At 37.9% G+C, this 23,869-nt stretch carries 23 protein-coding genes; 6 read left to right on the top strand and 17 right to left on the bottom strand.

What is annotated here, in order from left to right; all coding sequences use genetic code 11:
* Positions 1–18 precede the first annotated feature (18 nt).
* A complete protein-coding gene (locus IPH66_12035; GenBank protein ID MBK7130077.1) occupies positions 19–276 on the bottom strand; it encodes a hypothetical protein in 258 nt (85 codons plus the stop codon).
* 181 nt (positions 277–457) lie between these two features.
* On the opposite strand from IPH66_12035, the gene IPH66_12030 reads away from it, so the two are divergent.
* A complete protein-coding gene (locus IPH66_12030; GenBank protein MBK7130076.1) occupies positions 458–1,063 on the top strand; it encodes a superoxide dismutase in 606 nt (201 codons plus the stop codon).
* 146 nt (positions 1,064–1,209) lie between these two features.
* A complete protein-coding gene (locus IPH66_12025; protein ID MBK7130075.1) occupies positions 1,210–1,563 on the top strand; it encodes a hypothetical protein in 354 nt (117 codons plus the stop codon).
* 30 nt (positions 1,564–1,593) lie between these two features.
* On the opposite strand, the gene IPH66_12020 is transcribed toward IPH66_12025, so the two are convergent.
* The 4 genes from IPH66_12020 to pheS are packed head-to-tail and all read right to left on the bottom strand — an operon-like array spanning position 1,594 to position 4,815.
* Positions 1,594–2,685 carry a glutaminyl-peptide cyclotransferase gene (locus tag IPH66_12020; protein MBK7130074.1) on the bottom strand — a complete coding sequence of 364 codons (1,092 nt, stop codon included), beginning with the start codon at positions 2,683–2,685 and terminating at the stop codon, positions 1,594–1,596.
* A gap of 2 nt (positions 2,686–2,687) precedes the next feature.
* The gene (locus tag IPH66_12015) at positions 2,688–3,413 is read right to left on the bottom strand and encodes a response regulator transcription factor (protein MBK7130073.1); all 726 of its coding nucleotides are present in this window, start codon (positions 3,411–3,413) and stop codon (positions 2,688–2,690) included.
* The gene (ytxJ, locus tag IPH66_12010; GenBank protein MBK7130072.1) at positions 3,410–3,769 is read right to left on the bottom strand and encodes a bacillithiol system redox-active protein YtxJ; all 360 of its coding nucleotides are present in this window, start codon (positions 3,767–3,769) and stop codon (positions 3,410–3,412) included. The genes IPH66_12015 and ytxJ overlap by 4 nt, the downstream gene beginning before the upstream one ends.
* Positions 3,769–4,815 (bottom strand): phenylalanine--tRNA ligase subunit alpha, encoded by a 1,047-nt coding sequence (gene pheS / locus IPH66_12005; protein MBK7130071.1) that lies wholly within the window; start codon positions 4,813–4,815, stop codon positions 3,769–3,771. Before pheS ends, ytxJ begins: the two co-directional genes overlap by 1 nt.
* Positions 4,816–4,962: 147 nt before the next feature.
* Between pheS and IPH66_12000 the strand changes: the two genes are divergently transcribed.
* Together IPH66_12000 and IPH66_11995 are read left to right on the top strand one after the other, a co-directional pair.
* Positions 4,963–5,349: a hypothetical protein gene (locus IPH66_12000; protein MBK7130070.1), complete on the top strand. Its 387-nt coding sequence runs from the start codon at positions 4,963–4,965 to the stop codon at positions 5,347–5,349.
* 141 nt (positions 5,350–5,490) lie between these two features.
* A complete protein-coding gene (locus IPH66_11995) occupies positions 5,491–5,877 on the top strand; it encodes a hypothetical protein (GenBank protein MBK7130069.1) in 387 nt (128 codons plus the stop codon).
* Positions 5,878–6,108: 231 nt separating this feature from the next.
* Here IPH66_11995 and IPH66_11990 read toward each other — a convergent pair whose 3' ends face one another.
* From IPH66_11990 to IPH66_11945, 10 genes are all read right to left on the bottom strand, one after another.
* Positions 6,109–7,323: a peptidoglycan DD-metalloendopeptidase family protein gene (locus IPH66_11990; GenBank protein ID MBK7130068.1), complete on the bottom strand. Its 1,215-nt coding sequence runs from the start codon at positions 7,321–7,323 to the stop codon at positions 6,109–6,111.
* Entirely contained in the window at positions 7,316–8,131 is an 816-nt protein-coding gene (locus IPH66_11985; protein ID MBK7130067.1) for a DUF4292 domain-containing protein, read from the bottom strand. The genes IPH66_11990 and IPH66_11985 overlap by 8 nt, the downstream gene beginning before the upstream one ends.
* Positions 8,121–9,899: a tetratricopeptide repeat protein gene (locus tag IPH66_11980; protein MBK7130066.1), complete on the bottom strand. Its 1,779-nt coding sequence runs from the start codon at positions 9,897–9,899 to the stop codon at positions 8,121–8,123. The genes IPH66_11985 and IPH66_11980 overlap by 11 nt, the downstream gene beginning before the upstream one ends.
* The gene (locus tag IPH66_11975) at positions 9,899–10,903 is read right to left on the bottom strand and encodes a nucleotidyltransferase (GenBank protein MBK7130065.1); all 1,005 of its coding nucleotides are present in this window, start codon (positions 10,901–10,903) and stop codon (positions 9,899–9,901) included. Before IPH66_11975 ends, IPH66_11980 begins: the two co-directional genes overlap by 1 nt.
* 67 nt (positions 10,904–10,970) lie before the next feature.
* Complete coding sequence (gene dut / locus IPH66_11970; protein ID MBK7130064.1) at positions 10,971–11,405, bottom strand: dUTP diphosphatase; 435 nt, start codon at positions 11,403–11,405, stop codon at positions 10,971–10,973.
* Positions 11,406–11,498: 93 nt separating this feature from the next.
* Positions 11,499–12,995, bottom strand: a complete 1,497-nt coding sequence (locus IPH66_11965) for a polysaccharide biosynthesis protein (GenBank protein MBK7130063.1) — start codon at positions 12,993–12,995, stop codon at positions 11,499–11,501.
* Positions 12,996–13,099: 104 nt separating this feature from the next.
* Positions 13,100–13,879: an enoyl-CoA hydratase/isomerase family protein gene (locus tag IPH66_11960; protein ID MBK7130062.1), complete on the bottom strand. Its 780-nt coding sequence runs from the start codon at positions 13,877–13,879 to the stop codon at positions 13,100–13,102.
* A 266-nt stretch (positions 13,880–14,145) separates the two neighbouring features.
* On the bottom strand, positions 14,146–14,634 hold the full coding sequence (locus IPH66_11955; protein ID MBK7130061.1) for a hypothetical protein: 489 nt from the start codon (positions 14,632–14,634) through the stop codon (positions 14,146–14,148).
* Between the two features lie 158 nt (positions 14,635–14,792).
* Positions 14,793–15,356, bottom strand: a complete 564-nt coding sequence (locus IPH66_11950) for a hypothetical protein (protein MBK7130060.1) — start codon at positions 15,354–15,356, stop codon at positions 14,793–14,795.
* Positions 15,357–15,513: 157 nt separating this feature from the next.
* On the bottom strand, positions 15,514–17,040 hold the full coding sequence (locus tag IPH66_11945; protein MBK7130059.1) for an OmpA family protein: 1,527 nt from the start codon (positions 17,038–17,040) through the stop codon (positions 15,514–15,516).
* A gap of 1,295 nt (positions 17,041–18,335) precedes the next feature.
* Here IPH66_11945 and IPH66_11940 point away from each other — a divergent pair.
* Positions 18,336–19,739 (top strand): VWA domain-containing protein, encoded by a 1,404-nt coding sequence (locus tag IPH66_11940; GenBank protein ID MBK7130058.1) that lies wholly within the window; start codon positions 18,336–18,338, stop codon positions 19,737–19,739.
* 190 nt (positions 19,740–19,929) lie between these two features.
* Here IPH66_11940 and IPH66_11935 read toward each other — a convergent pair whose 3' ends face one another.
* On the bottom strand, positions 19,930–21,408 hold the full coding sequence (locus IPH66_11935) for a glycosyltransferase family 39 protein (GenBank protein ID MBK7130057.1): 1,479 nt from the start codon (positions 21,406–21,408) through the stop codon (positions 19,930–19,932).
* Positions 21,409–21,415: 7 nt separating this feature from the next.
* Entirely contained in the window at positions 21,416–22,117 is a 702-nt protein-coding gene (locus IPH66_11930; GenBank protein MBK7130056.1) for a hypothetical protein, read from the bottom strand.
* Positions 22,118–22,311: 194 nt separating this feature from the next.
* Between IPH66_11930 and IPH66_11925 the strand changes: the two genes are divergently transcribed.
* The gene (locus tag IPH66_11925; GenBank protein MBK7130055.1) at positions 22,312–23,868 is read left to right on the top strand and encodes an aldehyde dehydrogenase family protein; all 1,557 of its coding nucleotides are present in this window, start codon (positions 22,312–22,314) and stop codon (positions 23,866–23,868) included.
* Position 23,869 lies beyond the last annotated feature (1 nt).

The following is a 23,869-nucleotide window of genomic DNA, read 5'->3' as shown; positions in this document are numbered from 1 at the left end:
TTGATACGTGAAGTTAAATCAGAAATTCTTTTTAAGCTCGTTGAGTCCTTGGTTGAGTTCTTTCATGCCTTCATCCAGGACTTCATCCAGCGTGTCCATGGCATGATTGAGTTCTGAAGAAGTGTCACTAAGTTCTTCAGTCACTTCATTAACACCGTGTTGAATAGCGTTGTTGACAGGGTTTGTTGGCGGTGGTGGCGGTGGCGGTGGTTCAGAACCACATGACAATAATGCAAGCAAAGGAAGTGCAGCAATACTTTTCAAAACAAATTTCATAATAGATGCTTTAGGGTGATAAATAATAATGAAACAGAATTACTCTAAGAGGTAAAAAAAGCAAGGAGTATCAATTCCATCTATTCGTATATCGAAATTAATGATTGAAATTGAGATTTGAAAAGTATTCTCAAAAAAAATAAAGCCCTTAACTTTGACATAAATCTAAAAAACAGAAAACATGGCATTTGAATTACCAGCACTACCATATGCGCACAACGCGCTAGAACCGCATATTGACGAACTAACCATGCAAATTCATCATGGCAAACATCATGCAGCATACACCACTAATTTGAATGCTGCTTTAGCCGGCACTGAATTAGAAGGAAAAAGTATTGAAGAAGTTCTTCAGAAATGTGTTGACATACCGGCTGTGAGAAATAACGGTGGCGGTTACTACAACCACAATCTCTTTTGGACAGTAATGAGTCCTAATGGCGGCGGCTTGCCTTCAGGTGAATTAGCTGATGCTATCAATGCGGCATTCGGATCTTTTGACAATTTTAAAGAAACATTTTCAAAAGCAGCTGCAACCAGATTTGGATCAGGATGGGCATGGCTTTGCGTAAAAAAAGGAGGTGTTGTTGAAGTATGTTCTACTGCAAATCAAGACAACACCCTGATGCCCGGCATAGGTTGTGGAGGCACTCCAATTCTTGGGCTTGATGTATGGGAGCATGCATATTATCTTAAATACCAGAACCGCAGACCTGATTACGTGAATGCTTTTTTTAACGTGATAAATTGGAATGAAGTGGCCAGCAGATATGCAAAATTTAAATAGTACTTACACCTATTCTGCGTTTACTTTTACCATATACTTTTTAAGAAATAACTAATCAACCAGAATAAAATGGGGAGTCTATGATTCCCCATTATTTTTTATCATACTCAACAAAGTCTTTAGGATCTTTAGTAAATTGCATGAACATGCGTTTTTTATTACTACCCTTCTTGATTGTCACTTTAACATCATGTTATAAGGATAAAACTTTTCCAATTGATCCTGATTGTCCTCAAATAATCAGCTATAGTTTAGAAATAAAACCCATTATAGAAAGTTCATGCATGACAGGCTTAGGCCCAGGCACCGGTTGTCATGATGCTTGGATTACAAATTACACACCCATTAAAGCATATTGTGATGCCGGCATTTGGCAATACGAAGTGCTTACTGCTCACACCATGCCGGTGATGCCAAATGATTTTGGAATAGACTCTCTTACGGCAGACGAAATAAAAACCATGCAATGCTGGATCAAGCAAGGATATCCGGAAAATTAATCTAACAGATTGTATTGAAGCGTCGGTAAATTAAGGAAGAGTGACTTCTTCAAATTTCACCTCGTATAATTTAGGCCACCATTTTCCGGTAAGGTAAGTTTTACCGCTTGACTTATGATGCGCGATACCGTTTAAAACATCTGCACCCGGAACACGCCCGTCAATCACAATATCAGCACAATCAATTACAGACAGCACTTTACCATACGCAGTATCAACTTCAACGATATAGTCTTCAGTATACACGTTGATGAAAAGGTTGCCATTGATTAGTTCCAGCTCATTTAAATTGGAATAGTCTGACTGATCTGAAAAAACATATAGCTGTTTTACTATTTCAAACGTGTGCGGATCTCTCCAAACAATTTCATTTGTGCCATTAGACATGATGATGTATGTGCCGTCATTACACAAGCCCCAGCCTTCACCTTCATAATTCATTTCTCTGATTTTATTAAAGTTCAGGTCATAGACAAAACAAGTTTTATCTGTCCAGGTTATTTGATAAATAGTATCATTGAGAATGGTAATCCCTTCTCCAAAATAACTTGGTTCCAAAGAAATTTTTCTTAGGATCTGACCTGTGTTCAAATTTACTTCTGCCAGTATAGATTGCCCTAATTGTCCGGTACCTTCAAATAATTGATTGTTGTTAAATTCAAGCCCTTGTGTATACGATGATTTGTCATGTACGTAAGATTTTACGATGACTGCTTTTTTCTGTACCGGTGCGGTATCTGAGAACAATACAATTTTACGGGTATCACCATGTTGTTCTCCATCTGATGTTTGATAAGATAGATGTATTTTAGTGAAACCAACATTTCCATTTTTGGTGTCAATTTGAATTGTTTGAGTCACGGCATCTAAGCCGGTTTGATATAAAGTGTCTGCAAAATAAAGCTCAAGGTTTTTTACTTCTGTTGGTTTGTTAACTTCAATTTGTACTTCAATGATATCGCCTACGGTGAAGTCGTCTTCATTCAAGGGGCTGATTATTTTTAGGGGTGGTTGATTTTTTTGCAAATGCTCATCACCGTCATTATTTTGTTCTCCGCTGCAGGCAAAAAGTACAGCAGGTAATACCAGAAGTGTAAGATATTTTACGCGAAATAAATTCATAATTAAAAATTTGAAATCATATCCATGAGCACTTGTTTTTTGCGAGTAGAAACCGGCACACGGGTTCCGTCTTTCATCACAATTTCCCCGGCTGATTTAAGGAATTCTTTAATGAAATTGGCATTGATAAGATGAGATTGATGCACTCTAATAAACTGATGTTCTGATAAAAGATTGTCAAATTCTTTCAGCGTTTTTGTTACCAATAGTTTTGTTCCGTCAACAAAATAAAACATGGTATAGTTGATATTAGATTCGCAGCGCAGAATTTCATCAATATTAACGATGTGAATTTTTTCAAGTGTATTCAACGCAATGCGTTTCGTCTTTACAAAATTTTCTTTGAGCAAATCAATTCGTTGGGTAGGTTTATCTTGGCTTTCAACACGGCTTACGGCATCCATCAATTCATCAGGATCAATGGGTTTGAGCAAATAATCAACGGCTGAAAATTTAAACGCTTTCACTGCAAACTCATCACTTGCGGTAGTAAAAATTAATTTGAAATGAACATCAGGAACAATTTCAAGCAAATCAAAGCCGCTGCCATCTTTCATTTGAATATCCAGAAAAACAAGATCGGGTTTTTGCTCACGAATCAATTTTGCTCCGGTAACTACTCCTTCAGCAGATCCAATGACTTCAATGTTTACACAATAATTTTCTAAATCAGATTTCAACACAGAAATTGCTTCAGGAATATCATCAATAATAACAGCACGAATCATATCAATTTTTTTATCTGATTAAAATCTATTTCGTTGTGACTTGCATGATACGTGCAAGCCCCATTTTTGATAAGTAAAATTTGTGGAGATTGATGCACCACCCCATAGCGGTTGGCAATTTCATCTGAGATGTTGCGGTAATTAAGCAAGTCAAGATACCAGGGTTCAATTCCTATAGTTTGATCCCAATACAACTCAAGGCGGTTTTTAGCCATAGATGAAATAGAACAACGTGTGCTGTGTTTAAAAATGAGTACCGGTTTTTCACCAGAAATATTTTCAAGATCAGCTAACTGGCTCATCTCTGTTAGATGATTCCAGTTTACTATTGTTTTGTTTTTAGAAGATCCCCACATCAGAAAGCAGCTTTAAATTGCTTTAAAAAACGGATGTCATTTTCAGAGTACATTCTCAAGTCAGTCACTCTGAATTTTAATTGAGCAATACGTTCAATGCCCATTCCAAAAGCAAATCCGCTGTAGGTATTACTGTCAATACCACAAGCCTCTAATACATTAGGATCAACCATGCCACAACCCATAATTTCAAGCCAGCCGGAATATTTACAGACATTACATCCTTTACCTGCACATAAGGTGCATGAAACATCAACCTCAGCACTTGGCTCAGTGAAAGGGAAATACGAAGGGCGCATACGTATTTGAGTTTTCTCACCAAACATTTCACGTGCAAAATATAATAGTGTTTGCTTCAAGTCAGCAAATGAAACATCTTTATCAATATATAATCCTTCAATCTGGTGAAAAAAGCAATGTGCTCTTGCTGAAATGGCTTCATTGCGATATACACGCCCAGGAGAAATAGTGCGTATTGGTGGCTTGCTTGATTCCATCACCCTCACCTGAACAGAAGAAGTATGCGTGCGCAATGCAATTTCACTTTTTGGATCTGAACCATCACCTTTTGCAATAAAAAAAGTGTCCTGCATATCTCTTGCCGGATGATCAGGTGGAAAATTCAATGCAGAAAAATTATGCCAGTCGTCTTCAATTTCCGGTCCTTCAGAGACGGTATATCCGATGCGTTTAAAAATTTCTACAATTTCGTTGCGCACAACAGCAAGCGGGTGTCTGCTGCCTAATTCCAAATCCTCTCCCGGTCTGGTCAAATCGTAATCACCGCCCTTATATGAACCTGATGCTGAAAATTGTTCAGTAGCCTCAGCAAGTTTAGATTCAGCCATGGTTCTGACATCATTGATCAGTTGACCAAATTCCTTTTTTGACTCATTGGGAACTTCTTTCAATAATTCATATAAACCTTTAACTAATCCTTTACTGCCTAAAAATTGCACCCTGAAGGTTTCCAATTCAGCCTTTGATGAAAGCACAGATTTATCAATACTTACGCGGATTTCAGCAATTTTTTCTTTCAATTCCATAGATGCAGTGTAACTTTTAAGGGATCTCAGTTGTTTTACCAATAGAGACGCCAATATAGGCGTTGCTAAATTACATAAAAAAGCAACCGATACTCAAAGTGATAACGCTGACCACGGATAATTGAAACATACTTTAACAGATCGTATATGAGAACAAAAAAAATATTGAGTCGGCTATGCGCTTTTGCATTCATCTCTGTTTTGACCGCGGCTTGTCAAAAAACTGAACCCACTTTGGCCAAAATTACCGTACTTGATACGGATGGAAACCGTTTAGAAAACGCCGAGGTGCGCATCTATGGTGAGTCTACCACAACTGATCCACACGGAGCCATGATCATTGATAAAACCTTGATTACAAATAATAAAGGAGAAGTAATTTTTGACTTTACACCAGATTTTAATGTGGGTCAAGCCGGATTTGCTGTACTCACATTGGAAGTAACGGCAAGTGATGAATTGGAAGGAGAAGGCCTCATTAAAATTGAAGAAGAAAAATTGAATGAACACACCGTAATTATGGAACCCATGTAAAACTCAGCTCAAAAACAAGGCTGATTAAACAACCAAATGGACTTAATTACCGTATTATAGCTAACGAAAGTATGCATTGAAGCAGAAAAAAAACTATTTTTGCTAATACGCAGATTGTTAAATGTGCCAAAAACTGAAAAAATGAATAAACTAATTGCCAAAGCAGGAATTGCAGTTTTCTTTGCAGGACTGATTTCTGTATCACTTTTATCGTGCCGTAAAGAAAGTCCAACCATTGCGCGTATTTATGTGGTTGATACTGCCGGAAATCCTTTTCCCGGAGCAATGGTTCGCTTGTACCCAACTCCTACTGTAATTGAACATGGCGCAATCATTATTGATGATACCCTCTATGCCAACGCTGAAGGAGTTGCCATTTTTGATTATACCGAAAATTATAATTTAGGCCAAGCAGGGTTTGCTGTGTTAGATATTGAAGTGAGCAGCGGAGATACCTTGTATGGAGAAGGCATCATTAAAATTGAAGACGAAAAAACTTCAGAAGAAACCGTGGTGATCACACCGTAATAGACAGTACTATTTACTTTATAAATCCACCCATTGAGGTGGATTTTTTTTTACTATTCTTGGTACAAAGTCAATGCTGACATTTAATACGAGCAGGATGAGAAAAGCTGCAATGCATAAAAAATAAGCGCACTCATGTGGATTAAGAAGGTCGTTATGGGTTACTCATGTTTTTGTAGAGAGCAACAACTACACACCAATATGCGATGGCATAAAAAGTAAGAGTCAGCACTAATTTGGAACAATCCAGTAAGATGGATTCACATGCACGATATCACCTTCTGCCGTGATTTTGCAAATTTCAAAATGCACATCCGATGTACCGGATTCATTCACAAGTAAAACACCTATTTCATCTTTTGTTTTTACCTGATCTCCTTTGCTTACGTATGTTTCTGATAAATTAGAATAAATGGTTCTATAATCACCATGCGCAATGATAACTGCTTTTCCGGCGCCGGGAATTACAATAACACTGCTCACTTCACCATCATACACTGCACGCACGGTTGAACCTTTAACCGTAGTAATATCCACCCCATTATTATACGTGTACACATTGATATGTACAGGGTGCGCCTGTTTTCCATACCCACGCGTAATTTCTCCCTTGCTCACAGGCCATGGCAATTTCCCCTTATCTGCTTCAAAACCTTTATTGCTTAATTCCAATTCCTTTATTTCCTTTTCTGTCATTGGCTTGTCATCATTCTTTTTCTTCTTGTCTAAAATTTCTTTGTTCAAAGCAGCGTTGAGTGCGTTTTTTAATTCCTTTTCTTTCTTTTTCTGTGCTTCTAATTCCTTTTGTAGTTGCGCTTCTTTTCCCTTTAGATTTTCAATTTGTTTTTTCTGATATTCACGGTCGTTAATATATTGAGCTTGTTCAGTTTTCTGACTATTCAATAAATCATCTTTCTCTTTCTTTTTAGTTTCAAGTTCTGCCAATTCCTGATCAAGTTTTTTCTTCCCGTTTTGAATTTTGAAAATCTGATCAGATCTGAATTTAGAAAGTTGTTTGAGATAAGCCATTCTGCGAGAAGCTTGATTAAATGAATCAGACGATAAGATAAAAATAAGTGACGCACTTTGATTACGCATTTTGTACGCATGCACCAACATCACTTTATATGCGGTTTTCTGGCGCTCAATTTCAACATGCAATTTTTCAATTTCACTTTTTCTGTCTTCAATATCCAACGCAAGTTGACTCAATTGTTTGTCCAAATTGTTTAACAAATCATTGCGGTAGTCAATTTTGCGATCAATCAGGTTGATATTCTCTGTGAGATTTTCTTTGTTCTCTTTGGTTGTTTCAAGCAGATTCTGCGTGAAAGAAATTTTCTTCTGCAAATCAGACTGCTCTTTTTTAAGACGATCACTCTCCTTTTGCTGACCATAAACTATGGCACAGCACATAAAGCAAAGTATCCAAATCAGTTTAGTCACATTTAACATACGATTCAGGAATATTGATGCCAATTTCTTTTCTCTCATTCAGTTTAACAGATCCGTAATCCATATTCACAAAAATAGAATCACGCGGATGCACCAAGCGTATTTTTGTCAATTCGGGCAACATGAAATTATCGTAATTCACTCTGTTCATATAATCAATGTCAATGTCAACCGTATCAGACGGCACTTGAATTGATATTTTATCTAGGTTACGCGTTGCTGTATTGATGTAGTACTGAACAAAAATATTGTCTTCTTCTTTATCATCCGGTTTTTTCAACTCCCTCTTCTTATAACTTGAAAGTATGTAAAAGTCACGCGTGTGTTTGATATTATATTTCAAATCTTCATCATACCCAACCGGCAAGCCCAGTATCAAATCTTGAAAAAAGTTATAGGCAATTTCAGTTCCAAAAATCATTGACAAATATTTGAAATCTTCTTTGAAATAACAGCTTTTCATTTTGTCAGTAAAGAAAATAGAATCAGTTGCAACCAGATAGGTGGCGCCAATTACCGGACCCACACTAAGCGTGCCTGAGAAAGCAGAATCTATTTTCATTTTCACTGTTGCCTTGAAAGAATTAGAGCGCACAGAACTGGTAAAGTCAATACCAATTTTTGAATAGAAAAATTCAAAGGGGATTATATTGATTGAATCCAAATGCTCAAGCAATTCTTTATCATTGAGTCGTTTCATTGGCTCGTTACCACTATCAGCTTTTGTTTTACATGATAGCAACAGGAAAGAAACTGCCGCAGTGAGTGTATATATATAGTGAATTGAATTAATTTTCATAATAGTTTTTGTCCGCAATTTTTTTATTCAGCAAAGCTGATTTATTTCCGTGTCTTGATGCCTCAATCCACATTTGTAAAGCTTTATCAGGTGCGCCGGTTAAAAATAAGGCGTCACCATAATGTTCCAATATTAAGCCGTTGCGTGGTTCATGTATTGCAGCCATTTCTAAAGATTCAAGTGCCTTTGTAAAATTTTTCTGTTGAAGAAATAACACGCCCTGTGCGTGCAAAACCTGAGCGTTTAGCGGATTGATTAAAAGACCTTTTGAAACAGACGTATTTGCTTCAGCGTACTTTCCATCCAAATAAAGATAATACGCCTTGATGCCTGTAGCTTTTGCATCTGTTGGATTACTTTGGTCAGCCTGATCAAAATACGCGTATGCCGCTGATTGATGATTTTGCCTGAATTCCATAATGCCAAGATGAATATAAAAATCAGCCAGCAAAGAAGGATTATTCACTACCAGATCTTTTCCAAGAAATAAAAATTCTTCTGCCTCAGTATATCTTTTTGTTTCATAAGCACCAATACCCGTGTGTAAATAAAAAACCGGTTGTGATGGAAAAAGTTCAATGGCCTTTTGCGCATCCGTATACAAAAATTCAAATGCGCTCAGTTCTTGCTCAAGAAATAATAACTGATTCCAGAAAGAAAAATCCGATGCATTCAAATCACACACAATTTTGAATTGCTCCAAGGCCTTTTCACTCTTTCCTTGATTGAGTAAAAATGTCCCATAATACGTGTGCAATGTCTGATTTTTCAGCGAAGCATCATAGACCAAAACGTACAAACTTTCAAGACCTTGTTCAGCAATTTTTGCATCAGGATTTGTGTAATCAAATGGCATACCACTTAGTGTCCACAACAATTCCAATTTTCTGTCTAACGAAATATCAGACTTTGCAAAGCCCTGTTTATACAAATCAAAACCTCGTTGTGTATTTTTTAATCTGATTTCAGCATCTGCAGTTAAAAAATACCCCTCACCCGCATCCGGATTAATGGCGATCATTTCTTCACCCATCAAACGCGCTTTTTCAAATTGATCTTGTCCCAAATAATAAATCCCCAAGGTTTTTCTCATCTCAGTATCTTTTGGGTTTTCACTCAACAATAAATTAATTTCCTGCTGTGCTTTTTCGGGTTGTTCAATGATCATATACATCTCATACTTGGCAATCGCAAACTCAGGTATTCTGCCAATTTCAGTTTCAATTTCATTCAGCATAGCAATAGCCTTTTCATATTGCTGGCTCAGAATAAGTACATCAGTATATTGATATTTTAATTCAATATTTGGTTCATCATCTTGCAGGGCAATTTCATAATACTCTGCACTCTTTAAAAAATCACCCGTGCGATAATACAATTGTGCAAGATTAAGCGCATACCACTTATTCGTGTTGTCTGATTTGTACGCCGCCTGTCCGGCTATTAACGCCTTGGAAACATTTCCGGTGAGAATATAAAGCTCAGATAAAGCAAAATTCACTGCTCCGTTTTCGGGTTCTATGGAAAGACATTGCTCAAAAAGCGTTACCGCGCGATCATAATGCCCCACCATTTTTTCACTCATGGCTTCATGGAACAATGTTTTGAATTGTTCTCTCGGATCTACCGGTTTAGTTGAATGTGTGCTTTCTTCTTGTGTCTTGCAAGCACTAAAAATAAATACACTCAACCATGCAATAAATGCATAACGTAATACTTTACGATTTGCATACGTAACACCGGAATGGATATTTACTTTTTGAAACATTAAAATTCAATCGTTGTATAATCACCAATACTAAAATCTGACATCTTTCCTTTGATTTGAGCATGATTGCCTATCATGGCGTTTTTGAAAACCGTGCAGCTAATTCTAGTGTTAGACTGAATAATTGAATTGCTGATGACTGCATTTTGTACAACAGATTTTTCTCCAACTGAGACATGCGGACCAATAACAGAATTTTCAATGGTGACATTATTACCAATAAAGCAAGGCGGAATAATTGTGGAGTTGATAAGAGTGGCTGAATCAGCAATTAGTTTTTTGTCTTTATCAAATTCCAATACCCGTTGATTTGTGTGTACAGTTACCTCCTTATTTCCACAATCTAACCATTCATCAACCCTACCCGGCTTAAAGCGTACGCCTTTTTGAGTAAGATTTTTTAACGCATCAGGCAACTGATATTCGCCACCTTTTACAATGTTATGATCAATCAAATATTTTAATTCATCACGCAACTGATCTCCATTTTTAAAATAGTAAATCCCAATCATGGCCAAATCAGAGACAAAAGTTTTAGGTTTCTCAACAAAATCTGTAATGAAGCCCTCCGGATCAAGTTTAACAACACCAAAAGCAGATGGGTCATCAATTTGACTCACCCAAAGAATACCATCCGTTTGATTATCAAACGTGAAATCAGCTCTGAACAGGGTATCAGCAAAAGCAATAACAACCGGGCCCGTTAAACAAGGCTCAGCACACAATACCGCATGCGCCGTACCTAATGCCTGATGTTGATAATAGATACTGCCTTTTGCACCCAATTTTTCAGCAACTGCAATCAATTCATTTTCTGTTTCTTTTCCAAAATCACCTACCACAAAAGCAATTTCATCAATTTTTTGCGGAAGTGTGCGGGCGATATCTTCAACCAAGCGGTGCACAATAGGTTTACCGCCAACAGGCACAAGCGGCTTGGGAATTGTGAGTGTGTGCGGACGTAACCGACTGCCTCTGCCAGCCATGGGAATAATTATTTTCATGCGTTTTGTAAAATGTTTTTCTTGTCAATTCAACTTTCGTTTTTTGGTGAATAATTTCTAACGGAAATTATTTCACCCCGGTACTTCCAAATCCACCAGCTCCACGTGTTGTTTCACTCAGCACGTTTACTTCAACAAATTCTGCTTGCTCATGTTTAGCTACAATCAGCTGCGCAATACGTTCACCATCTTGCACGGTAAAATTTTCATTTGAAAGATTCACCAAAATCACACCAATTTCACCACGATAATCAGCATCAATAGTGCCCGGCGAATTTAAAACCGTTATGCCGTTTTTATAAGCCAAACCGCTGCGAGGTCGCACTTGTGCTTCGTACCCGTGAGGTAAAGCAATGAAAAGTCCGGTTTTTATTAAAGCCCTTTCAAGTGGTTTCAACACTACGGGTGCCTCAATATTTGCTCTCAAATCAACACCTGCTGACGAACTTGTCTCATACTTTGGCAGTGGATGTTTTGATTTATTAATGATGTCTACTTGCATGCATGATAATTTTATGTTGAGATGATTTTGTGGTCGTCAGTTGATTCACTGAATAATGGATTCAAAACGACAGCTACCTCAGCCCGTTCAAAATTAGATAAAATATGTCTTTCTGAGTGAGGATAAAGGTCTTTCTATGAACAGGACAAGACCAATAAATAGTGCTGAGAAAATAAACCCGATCAATAAATTCTGTGTCACCTGATCACCCTGCAACCATAATCCCAGTAAACACAAGATGATAGCGACCGACAGATAGAGCGCAATTTTTCTAAGATTGTATTTGATAGGATAGTGCTTTTGACCAAAATACCACGACCCGGCAGTCATACTCGCATAGACAAACAATGTAGCCCATGCCGCGCCGGTGTAGCCAAAAAATGGAATGAAAATAAAATTCAACACCAGGGTCATCAAAGCACCACCAACAGCAATCCATGCTCCGTACAAAGGTTTATCTGCCAGCTTATACCAAATACTCTGGTTATAATAAATACCTAAAAACACATTGGCTAACAGCAGCACAGGCACAACATGCAAACCCTCCCAATACGCAGGTTTGGGCAAAAACCACTTAAAAATATCTAAAGACAATGATACGCTTAAAAAAATAAAAACTACCACAATCACAAACCAGGTCATTACCCTTGAATAAATTTTTGCACGGTCAGCATTTTTCTCCTGGGCAAAAAAGAACGGTTCAGCCGCGTATCTAAATGCTTGTATCACCAAGGTTATGATGATAGATAATTTATAATTGGCAGAGTACACACCAACCTGTGCACTCGCAAATTCAAGATCATTGGACTGTGCGTAAACAATATATTTTAGCAATGGCCGATCAATAGCTTCATTTACCATACCTGCTAAACCAGCCAGTGCAATGGGTGCAGCAAACATGAGATAAGTTTTGTAATCAGCTTTTGGAAAACTGAATTTGAATTTTTTCAAGTCGTTTAATAACATCAGCGGTTTAACCAAACTGCCCAATAAATTTGCTATGAAAACATATCCAATACCTATGGCAGGCGAATACAACACACTTGCTAACGAACTTGCATCACCCCCGTCTACCTGACGTTTTGCATAGAGAATAAAAATGAGATTGAATAGAATAACTGCGCCAATTGAACTCAGATTAACCAAGGCAAATTTTCTGGCTTGATTCTGCTGTCGTAATCGGGCAAGAGGCAACGCTGTGCATGCATCAATTACAAGAATAACTACAAACACCATCACAATATATTGATACTGCGGATAGAGTAATACATTCGCAATAGCTTGTGAAAAGAGTAGACCAAGAATTAAAAAAATTCCATTCAGAATGAGGATGATTGAAAAGATTTCAGTGTAGGTTTTTTCCTCATTACCTGATTTGCTGACAAACCTGAAATAGGTAGTTTCAAGACCAAACGTTAGCAGCACCGCCAAAAAAGTAGCATACGCATAAAACTCACCCACTACGCCAAATTCAGCCGGGGCAAATATCCAAACATGCAACGGAACCAGCGCATAGTTCAACAGTCTTCCAAAGATGGTAGAAAGACCATAAACAGCTGTTTGTCCTGCCAATTTTTTAAGGGTGCTCATGAGATATGTTTACCCGTGTACAACAATTATTTTATTCATAATGCACCGGAACAAGCAGGCCATTTTTTCAGCATTCAACTATTTTACTGAAAATAAAGGGCGAATTATCCGCGGAAATTTGGTTTTCTCTTTTCAAGAAATGCGCCGGTACCTTCTTTAAATTCAACCGTGTCAAAACAATTGCCAAACTCATCAATCTCCTGCTGATAGCCATTGATACCATCTTTAAAATTGGCGTTGACACAGCGTATTGCGGCCGCAATAGCATTGGGTGAGTTAGCAAGAATTTTTGAAGCTATTTTTTCAGCAGATGCCAACAACTCAGCCTGTGGTACAACATGATTTACTAAGCCCCATTGCAAGGCTTCTTGCGCATTCATCATGCCGGCTGTGGTAATCATTTCAAAAGCTTTGCCCCTTCCAACTAACTGCGCCAAACGCTGTGTTCCGCCATACCCGGGAATAACACCAAGAGAAACTTCTGGTAATCCCATTTTTGCATTCTCAGATGCAATACGAATATGAGAAGACATGGCAAGCTCAAGTCCTCCGCCCAAGGCAAAACCATTCACGGCAGCAATCACCGGTTTACTCATATTCTCAACGAAATCAAAGAGTAATTTTTGTCCTGAGGCGCTAAGTTCTTTTCCTTTTGCCTTATCAAAATCAGCAAATTCTTTAATGTCAGCACCGGCAACAAAGGCTTTATCACCTGATCCGGTAAGAATAATTACTCCGGTATTTTTATCTTGATTTGCACTGGACAGCGCATGGTGCAACTCTTCAATAGTCTGCTTATTCAGAGCATTCAGCTGATTGGGACGATTGATTGTGATTTGCAGAATATGCCCGCGTTGCTCAGTGAGTATGTTTGAATATGTCATGATGCAAAAAGTTTAACCCAATAAAGGTATGAATTGATATTACTCACCAACTAGGCTTCAATCTATTTTTTAAACAAGGAGGTGTGAGTTGGTTAGGAGGTAGGAATTAGGGGTTAGGAGTTAGGGTTAAGGTGTTGGTGAAATGGAAAATAATTTCAGCAAATGGTTTCTTTTAAAATAAGCAATGCAATATTGATGGTCTATTTGTGGGTTGCAAATTAAATTCTTAAACGTAGGCGCAGGTCGCGACCTTCGCCAACTGCATTTTATTCCTCAATAAATTCAGCCAATATGCCTTTATCTCCGGCGGCGACAAATTTTTTAATTGGTCCTTTTACTTCAACTCTGAATTGAGGATCTTTGATGTACTTGTAAACCATAGTTGCAGCTTCAAGTTGAACCACATCTTCATCTGCTTCTTTATTATTCAATTTTGACTTTACCAGGGCGGCAAGTTGAAGTATGATGAATTGAGGATGCTTCTTGGCTAATTTGGTTCCCCAGCTAAAAATCATCAAATCATACGGGGCCTCAATAGCCCAGCGGAACATGAAAACGACTGCGTTTTCTCTAGATTTTCCGGGGTCATCTAATTTGCACGCAAAAATATAGTCAACACATTCAATGACTTTTGGTTCTGACGCAACAAAATCTTCTTCATCATCCAGTTTGATATCTTCACACTCTTCAAATTTTTGAGCGTATGCCAAACTACCGGTAATTACAATGAGCAAAATTAAAAGATACTTTTTCATGTTTCAGGGTTTAATGATTTAAGGTAAATATAATTCTTTTGAGTAAATTCTCAACCCTGCACATACAAGATTCAATGCTGAAAGAACGAAGCCATTGACTCCCTTCACCATAGACATTAATCCAATTCTCTGCAAAAAAAATAAGAATTGAATCCTGACTATTGTAAGACATCGTCAGGCGTATACACCGTATCTGCACTTTCAGGCACACCAATACCATACTTGGTTTTATCACTGGTTGCCAGTATAATTGTGTATACAAGATCCATTACCAACCCCATAATAACATACACCAGAATTCCAATAATAACAATAGAAGGACCTGATGCGAAAAGTAGAATACAAGTAAGCGCATTCAAACCTAAAAATGCGAACAATGAATACAAAGCGAATTTATAATGAGCCGGTTTTGGCTTCAGTAATTTTACCCCACCCACAATATAAAAAACACATAAAATAAAACCAAGTATCCCTGACACCATCATCACGTTTGCTTGCGTATCAGACATATAAAGTAGCTCATCAAAAACCTCTTGGCTCTCACGAAAAGGATTTGGTTCTCCGTTCATATCCATAGATGAAAAGCTATGCATCATTCTATTTTGTAATTTGAGCATGCTTGGAATAATGATTTTATAAATCTGTATAAAAACTCCAAACGAACCAAAAATGATCATTAAAATTCCGATTGCCTTTCCCCAGCCCGGTGCTTGCTTTTGCATACTTCACTTTTTTTTTATAGATCTAAGATAGAAAATATTTGGTGTGTTGGATTCATTCATCTTAGAACATGAATTTTTCATTAGGCAGGGGTCAAGTATAAAAAAACCACCCCGACCTTTTGCAAGACCGGGGTGGAGACAGATTGTTATGAGATTGCTAGTTGGATAGAATTGTAAATTCAACTCTTCTATTCATAGCTTTCCCTTCATCTGTGGCGTTATCTGCCACAGGTTTTTCCATACCGTAACCTTTAGCCAACAAGCGCGAAGGATCAATTCCTTTCGAAACCAAGTAAGCCATTACAGCATCTGCTCGCTTTTGCGAGAGTGTTTTATTGAAATCTGCATTTCCCACATTGTCTGTGTGACCAGACAATTCAATTTTTACATTCGGATTTTTTTGCAAGAAATCTATTACGCGATTTAATTCACTGTATGATTCTGTTTTCAATTCTGCCTTTCCGGTTTCAAAGAAAATATTGTTCAACCTAACTGTTGCACCCACTTCAATTGGTACTAAGTAAAGATCTCTTTTAATTTCTTGATACTCTCCAACACTAGTAAGGTCAAGGTTTTCTGATACACCAATAAATCCGGCAGCAGTAGCAGTGAAGTCATAGTTCACTCCGTAAGGCAATACGATGGTGTACTCACCGGTTGTTGGATTTGTTCTGGCAATACCATAATTTTTTCCATCAACTAAACCATTGTATGTAATGATAGCGTCAAGCGGTTCATTTGTTTTTTGATTTAACACTTTACCGGTAATCAAAACTACAGGGTCAGGTTGTACCTCCTCTTTCAACTGAATACGTACAATGTCTTCTTTACCTTTAGAATTTTTTGCGCTGGCCATGTACGCATATTTTCCTTGGGCATCAATAGAGTAATACGCATCCCACTGATCAGTATTTACCCCTTCACCCAGGTTAATTGGCTCGCTCCATTTTGTCCAAGAATCATCTTCACGCTTCACCATGTAAATATCATTGCTTCCCAAACCGCCTTCTTTATTGGTTGAATAATAAAGCGTTTTTCCATCAGAGGCCATGAACGGTGAATGTTCGTCAGTTTCATTATCATTTATTGTTGATCCAAGAGAAACAGGTTTGGTCCATGTTCCGTCATCTTTCAAATGTGTAACATACAAATCTTGTTCTTCATCATTATCAATTTCAGACATAGATAAGATAATATGTTTTCCATCTTGAGTCCAATATGCGCCGGTATAATTTCCAACAGACATTTCATCATACGAATCAATCTCAAGTGACTGAGGTTTTGTCCATCCTTCTTTAGTACGATAAATTACAGAATAACCGCGTTTCACATAGTTTCCTTCAGCGTCATAAATACCTTTAATAACCATGGAGTTTCCATCAGGACTAACACCGGCAATCATGTTATATTGAAGCGAGTTGAATGGCACAGCCGGCATGTGTTCAGCAGTTGCATTATCAATACCATTACTTACATCTGCTACCCAAACATCTTGCGTAGAGTAAGAACCTTTTGTATTCACCGGGTGATCAGATCTGATAAAATAAAGTGTGTTACCATCAGGAGAAATTACCGGAAGAATTTCTGTATACGCCGTGTTAACGTGTTTGTCCATGTGCTGCACCATCTCCGTGTTGAAATCTGTGTAAACACGTGGATCTTTTGCTTTACCAAATTTATACATCGCATTAATCTGCACTCCAAAAGATGCAATGCCAGATTTAAAATCATCATTTGGAATAGATGAAGCAGCAGGAATATTGTACAAAGTATCATACAAACTGTTGAAGTTCATGCCCGGAAAATTTAATTGTGCATAAGCATCCAGACTCAACATCACCGGTAATTTTTGCACCGGATTAATAAAAAATTTCATATGATAATTCAAGCCGCCATTTATTCCTCCACCGGCTTTGTTCCAACCGGATCCATTATCTGTTGACCATTTAGCAAAATTTACCTGCAAGCCAAATCCTTGGGCAAATTTCAAGAATTTAGGTTCATCAGACTTGCATTTTAGAAAGGTGGCAGAAATGGTATGCATTCCATATTTAATATCTTCATACCCTGTTGAAGTTTGAATTGCTTTGGCAGAGCGATTTTGATACCCCAGCTGAATAAATTTTGCACCACTTGTACGGAAACCAGCAAAAGCCGTGAAACCGGTTAAGCCACCCAACAACTCAGCATCACCATACGTATCTAAAAATTCATTTGCTCCTTTGAACATAGACCAGCCTTTGTCAAGACCTATGCCTGCATAGGCCGGGCTCCAATCACCAATCACCGGTCCGAAAGGACCTTTTGGACCATCATACACAAGCATGGATAATAAATTAGGTGCTAGATTATGATAGGTAGTTTCATCAACGAACCACATCAATTCTAATTGCCATTCATACTTCACATATCCCAAGGCTTTTACTGCTTGATCAACGCTAAGTTCTTTGAGAATAGCCGCAACTTTTTCTCGGTTACAACTGGTGAGAATGGCTACCACTTTCAGTTGAGAATCTTCATCTCCCTCTTCAGCTTGCAGCATGAGCAACTGTACAATCAATGCACCTGTTGCCGCATCAGCATCATTGGTGATTTTTACGGTTTCAAAATCAGGAACAATTTTTTCATAGTGCGGAACGTATTTGGCATGAAACTCTTCATACGACATCTGCGCTGATGAATTGAACACAAAAAATAAAGAGGCCACCCATAACCAGGTGCCACTTCTTAAATAATTAAATCGGGTTTTCATAACATCTGTATTTTGGTGCTAAATTATTGGCCACAGAAGCATCAAGTCTACGGTAGATAACCTAACTTTATCCGTAAAAAACCGTAGAAGCCTACTCATGATCTCAGATTGAGACTCTTACTATGAAAACTTTCAATTTACCTTGTTACCAATAAATCATTTGGAATTATTCTTGCAGTACCCTTGATATGAAATTTGCGCATAAGTCCATAAAATCAACCTGTTTTGTGATTCTCTTTTTAATCACCCACCAGAATTTGTTTGCACAAATAACGCCATCTAAAACATCATTTGATTTTGGAGAGATTTATGATGAAGAGGCTTCATTTGTTGATATTACATATACCAACAATACCGGCAAAACACAATATCTGTTGACAATTGATAAACCGAGAGACGTGTACTATCTTTTCTCCGATAAAAAAATTCTGCCAGATAGTTCCATTGTCATACGATACAAAATAAACACAGCCATTAAAGGTAAATTCAACTATACCATTGATATTTATTTTTCAGATTCTCCTACGGCAACCACGTTGTATTTGGAAGGTGATATTAAGAAAGTAAATTCTAATTCGCTTACTGATTGTCCTGATTTTAATGACAAGCCACCATCAGGTGATTTAACTTTTTCATTAGTTGTGAAAGTGATTGATTCTATTACCCGTGAACCAATAGCCAATGCACGCGTTTATTTTGTAGAGCGCGGAGAATTGGTTGGAAATTACACCACCAATCAAAAAGGTATTGTGATTAGAAATTTGCCCTTGGGTTATTATTTTATTACCGCTGAAAAATCACCCTATACCAATAATTATTTTGAAGGATATCTCAACGCTACCAGAAACTATGTTGAGATTGAAATGAGTTATACTGAAATTAATCCTGACACCTATATTGAGCCGGTTGAAATTGTTTCTGATGATGAACCGGAAGAAGATACCACAACTACCAATGTTGTAATCACCAACGATACACCCATTGATTCAACGCCCGTTGAAATTGTACCTGAAATTATTCCGCCACTTACTGAAATACCCGACACCATTCTTGACCCGGGATATTTTAATTACAGCAATATCACGTTTATATTGGATGCGTCTTCATCAATGAACGCAAATGGAAAATTAGAATTACTCAAACTAAGTATGATTGAGTTGGTGAAAATTTTGCGTCCTGAAGACAACGTGACTGTATTGAAGTATGCAGCAGAAACTGAAATTGTGCTTGATCATACATCAGGCGATAAAAAGGATGAAATTATTTCAGCCATTAAAGGAATTAAAACAAGCGGATCAACTGCAGGCGGTGATGCAATTAAAACTGCCTACAATTTAAATTATGAAAAACACTTGCATGACGGCAATAACCTCATCATCATTATTACCGATGGTATGTTTAATAAAGGGGCAAAAGATTATGATGAAACCATCAAGCAACATTATGCGCAACACGGTACACGTTTTTCAGTTGTGGGAATTAAAGTAACGGAATTAATTGCTGAGCACCTTACCGGTATAGCCAACCTAGGTGGAGGTGAATTCATTTCTATCAACAATGTACTAGATGCACAAACCAAATTGATTCAAGAAATCAGGCGTACATCATACAAAGGACAATCTTTACGCTAGCAATCCTGAGATTACCAGAAAAGCAAGCAGAACAAAAACAATCAATTTGATTCTCATAGCTAGACCGAAACTAATTAATAAAACGATTAATTCAGTTTCATGGTACGCAAGTTTTGTGCCTGATTTGTAAACAAGTTTTTAACAGAAATTCACTTTCAATCACAGTAGAAAACATAGCCATAACTCAATATTAACGGGCAATTTCATTTGTTTTCCAAACCTCAATATATTCATTTGAATTGCGCGGATTAAGCCACCTTAAAAAGAGGTCAACAAAACCGGGTTCACATACTTTACCCAATTCCATTTTTGGGTAAATTGTCCGGTATTCATCCACGCGATTTTTCAGATTCTCTTCACCAAAGAACACGATAAAATCATATTCATACCCCGGAAAAACGGTGAGTAAAGGAGTATCTTTTTTATGTTCAAGAACACCATATCTCCATTTTCCGCAGTAAAATTTTGGCAGCATGGAAACATCGGTTTCTCCGCTTGCCTCAAGTAATAACTTTCTAGGTTTTTGACCGGTTTCATAAAAATAATACATGGCTTCAACTCTAGATTTTTTGGTATACGCAAAGGTGGCTGCCATCAGAATTGGAATATTCAAAATCCAAAATATTTTCAATGAAACATTCCACCATTTCTTCCAATTTAATTTTTCTAACAAGGGCAATATACCTACAACACCCAAGACTAAAAACAGCGGAAAAACGGGCATGATAAATCTTTCCTGCTTACTTGGATAAAAAGAGTGAAAGAGAATAAACAAAAGTACCGGCACAAAAATCAATACATATTTTTTGTATGATTTGAAGAACCCTAAAATTAAAAGTGCGCCTAACGGCAAGCCAAAAATTCCGCCAAGCACCAACATGTAAATAGCAATATTATTATTGGGAATATACGCGGTGCCCTCATTCGAGTTGTACGTGAAATACGCAATAAATTCTGCAAAGGGATAACCCCAGATGAGCATGTCAACAATTCCCTGCGTGATGATAAAAACAATAATCACACCACCGGAATAATTGAAAAAAGATTTCCATTCCTTTTTGAAAAAATAAACTGCAGCCATCCCCACTGCAAATACACCCACCTGATAACGGAATGATACCGCCACACCCATCAGCATTCCGGCAGCAAGCAGATATTTTTTAGAATCATATTTTATGGCAAGCCAAACCGAACCCAGAATAAAAGGTATGCAAGCAACTTCAACCAAATTGCGCACAGATAAGTAAGGCAATAACCAAAGTAAAGCTAAAATCCAACCAATAGTTTGTGCCGCCTTTTTTGTTGAAATTTTCTCTGTAATTCGATAACTCAAATAAACTATGAGCAATGAAAAAATTCCGTGCAGCAACCGGTTAAAAAGCATGAGCAATTTAGGGTCAGCAATTCCAAAAAATTTAGCAATAACAAAGTAGATGTAATTAATGCCTACGTAAGTAAAACTATGTCCTTCAGGTTGACCTGTACTTCCGATAGACCAAGGCAACCAATGGTTGTAATCATATCCATCAGACCAGGATGCAGCAGCTTCAATCACCAGAAAATGATCATCATGCATGCCATAGCCCTGCGAAAAAATTGCCGCAATGACCCGAACGACCAATGCGGCAATTAAAATAGTTTTTAGTGATGTCCAGTCAGGTTGTTTCAATGCCTGATTATCGGATTATTTGGTTAAGTACACGATACGATTCCAGGGCTCCATCTTTATCATACGACTCAGACCTAACTACCCCAACACCCAGCGTAAACCAATCAACCGATGTAGTTGTCATTTTCATCATACCCATATCCATTTTATTGGTTTGGCTCATTTTAATACACTCAAATGTACCAGCCGGAACAGTCACGCTCTCCGCCGCTTCAACTTTGCGATCTACCACATCAACCACCATGGTCATAACCGTCATACCGCCTGTTGACACCGTCATGGTAAGTTTACCATCAGGCAATGTTTGACCAGGAGTAAGCGTTGATGGATAAACCAAATCAGTTTGATCAATTTTTACTTCCATGTCTTCAAATCCTTCAGTAGTTGAAGGGTCCAACATAGATTTCATATCAATCGTAATCTCACCGTCTTTGCATGTAAAGCCAAAATCACCTTCAGAGGTTAATTTTCCTTTATCATCTTTGGTAATTGAATGAATTGTGGCATTTAATACCCCTTCAACTGTAGACAATTCAGTGATGGTTGTTGTTTGAGAACCTTCTAGTTTATCTTTCGAATTGTAGTCATAATACTCTAGGGTAACACCTTTTTCAACCATCCAATAACCGTTACAGCCATTATCGGTCTCTCCACTCATGGTGAAAGCCATTAAGGCAGCACAAGCAGGAATTAATAATAGTTTTTTCATAAGTCAAATTTTTAGCAAATATAGGTGGTTTAGCATAAATCATACCATGATGCAAGTCATTTCCATGAATCAAGCTAATTCGGCAGATACTTGTAGGGACAGGTCGCGACCTGTCCCTACAAGTTAAATTTTCTAAAAACAACAACCGGTTTCCTTCAATAAGTGGTAAATTTGCAAAACTAAATCTGCTCATTATGTCTGCAACTGCTGTACAATCTGAAATTGGTCAAATTTTATCACAACTCGGAATTAAGGAAATAAATTCCGGTGCATCAACCGGTTCATACTGGTTTGCAACACGCGGAACCAAGATAGATTCTTATTCTCCCGTTGATGGTAAACTCATTGCATCAGTTCACAGTGCCTCAGAAACAGATTACGAGGCAACCATTTTAAAGGCACAAGAAGCCTTTGCAGAATGGAGATTAATACCGGCTCCAAAACGCGGAGAAATGGTTAGACAATTAGGAGTAAAGCTTCGTGAATACAAAGAGCCACTTGGTAAATTGGTGTCTTATGAAATGGGCAAATCATTACAAGAAGGATTGGGGGAAGTACAGGAGATGATTGACATTTGTGATTTTGCAGTTGGTTTGTCAAGACAATTACACGGGTTCACCATGCATTCAGAAAGACCCTCACACAGAATGTATGAGCAGTATCATCCACTTGGAATTGTTGGCATCATTTCAGCATTCAATTTTCCGGTAGCGGTGTGGTGCTGGAACACTGCACTAGCTTGGGTTTGCGGTGACGTTTGTGTTTGGAAACCATCTGAAAAAACTCCCCTTACTGCAATTGCTTGCCAACGAATTACCGCTGAAGTTTTCAAAGAAAATAATGTACCTGAAGGTGTTTGCGGTTTAGTAATTGGCGGTGCAGAAATTGGACAAATGCTCACATCAGATAATCGTGTACCCTTAATCTCAGCAACCGGTTCAACCCGCATGGGACGCGCTGTTGGTGAAACAGTAGCAAAACGTCTGGGACGTTCATTACTTGAACTTGGAGGAAACAACGCAATTATTATTACGCCATCTGCCGATTTGAAATTGGTAATTCCCGCTGTAGTTTTTGGTGCAGTTGGCACTAGCGGACAACGCTGCACTTCAACTCGTCGTTTGATTATTCATGATTCAGTTTACAACCAGGTAAAAGATATTCTGGTTAATGCGTATAAACAAATAAAAATTGGTAACCCACTTGATCAGGGGAATCACATGGGGCCACTCATTGATACCGACGCAGTACAAACCTATCTTGAAGCCATTCAAAAAGTAAAAAGTGAAGGTGGAAATATTTTAGTTGAAGGCAAAGTACTATCAGGCGCAGGCTATGAATCAGGTTGCTATGTCTCACCATGCATTGCAGAAGTTGACAACAAATACAAAATTGTACAGCATGAAACTTTTGCTCCGCTTTTATATTTGATCAAATATTCAGGTGAAATTGATCATGCCATTAAAATTCAGAATGATGTTGCACAAGGATTGTCTTCTGCAATTTTCACCAACAATATTCGCGAGTCAGAATTATTCCTTTCACAAGCCGGATCAGATTGCGGTATTGCGAATGTAAATATTGGAACATCCGGTGCTGAAATTGGCGGAGCATTTGGTGGTGAAAAAGAAACCGGCGGAGGACGCGAATCAGGTTCTGACGCGTGGAAAGTTTACATGCGCCGTCAAACAAACACCATCAACTACTCTACCGCTTTGCCACTTGCGCAAGGGATTAAGTTTGATTTTTAAA

This window comes from Crocinitomicaceae bacterium (genome assembly GCA_016708105.1).
GTDB lineage: Bacteria > Bacteroidota > Bacteroidia > Flavobacteriales_D > Crocinitomicaceae > JADJGJ01.
This window is presented reverse-complemented; position numbering and strand designations above follow the sequence as displayed.

What these genes read in the sequence shown, in the direction of transcription:
- IPH66_12035 (MBK7130077.1), bottom strand. Translation starts at nt 276, where the DNA reads ATGAAATTTGTTTTGAAAAGTATTGCTGCACTTCCTTTGCTTGCATTA.
- IPH66_12030 (MBK7130076.1), top strand. Translation starts at nt 458, where the DNA reads ATGGCATTTGAATTACCAGCACTACCATATGCGCACAACGCGCTAGAA.
- IPH66_12025 (MBK7130075.1), top strand. Translation starts at nt 1,210, where the DNA reads ATGCGTTTTTTATTACTACCCTTCTTGATTGTCACTTTAACATCATGT.
- IPH66_12020 (MBK7130074.1), bottom strand. Translation starts at nt 2,685, where the DNA reads ATGAATTTATTTCGCGTAAAATATCTTACACTTCTGGTATTACCTGCT.
- IPH66_12015 (MBK7130073.1), bottom strand. Translation starts at nt 3,413, where the DNA reads ATGATTCGTGCTGTTATTATTGATGATATTCCTGAAGCAATTTCTGTG.
- ytxJ (MBK7130072.1), bottom strand. Translation starts at nt 3,769, where the DNA reads ATGTGGGGATCTTCTAAAAACAAAACAATAGTAAACTGGAATCATCTA.
- pheS (MBK7130071.1), bottom strand. Translation starts at nt 4,815, where the DNA reads ATGGAATTGAAAGAAAAAATTGCTGAAATCCGCGTAAGTATTGATAAA.
- IPH66_12000 (MBK7130070.1), top strand. Translation starts at nt 4,963, where the DNA reads ATGAGAACAAAAAAAATATTGAGTCGGCTATGCGCTTTTGCATTCATC.
- IPH66_11995 (MBK7130069.1), top strand. Translation starts at nt 5,491, where the DNA reads ATGAATAAACTAATTGCCAAAGCAGGAATTGCAGTTTTCTTTGCAGGA.
- IPH66_11985 (MBK7130067.1), bottom strand. Translation starts at nt 8,131, where the DNA reads ATGAAAATTAATTCAATTCACTATATATATACACTCACTGCGGCAGTT.
- IPH66_11980 (MBK7130066.1), bottom strand. Translation starts at nt 9,899, where the DNA reads ATGTTTCAAAAAGTAAATATCCATTCCGGTGTTACGTATGCAAATCGT.
- IPH66_11975 (MBK7130065.1), bottom strand. Translation starts at nt 10,903, where the DNA reads ATGAAAATAATTATTCCCATGGCTGGCAGAGGCAGTCGGTTACGTCCG.
- dut (MBK7130064.1), bottom strand. Translation starts at nt 11,405, where the DNA reads ATGCAAGTAGACATCATTAATAAATCAAAACATCCACTGCCAAAGTAT.
- IPH66_11965 (MBK7130063.1), bottom strand. Translation starts at nt 12,995, where the DNA reads ATGAGCACCCTTAAAAAATTGGCAGGACAAACAGCTGTTTATGGTCTT.
- IPH66_11960 (MBK7130062.1), bottom strand. Translation starts at nt 13,879, where the DNA reads ATGACATATTCAAACATACTCACTGAGCAACGCGGGCATATTCTGCAA.
- IPH66_11955 (MBK7130061.1), bottom strand. Translation starts at nt 14,634, where the DNA reads ATGAAAAAGTATCTTTTAATTTTGCTCATTGTAATTACCGGTAGTTTG.
- IPH66_11950 (MBK7130060.1), bottom strand. Translation starts at nt 15,356, where the DNA reads ATGCAAAAGCAAGCACCGGGCTGGGGAAAGGCAATCGGAATTTTAATG.
- IPH66_11945 (MBK7130059.1), bottom strand. Translation starts at nt 17,040, where the DNA reads ATGTATAAATTTGGTAAAGCAAAAGATCCACGTGTTTACACAGATTTC.
- IPH66_11930 (MBK7130056.1), bottom strand. Translation starts at nt 22,117, where the DNA reads ATGAAAAAACTATTATTAATTCCTGCTTGTGCTGCCTTAATGGCTTTC.
- IPH66_11925 (MBK7130055.1), top strand. Translation starts at nt 22,312, where the DNA reads ATGTCTGCAACTGCTGTACAATCTGAAATTGGTCAAATTTTATCACAA.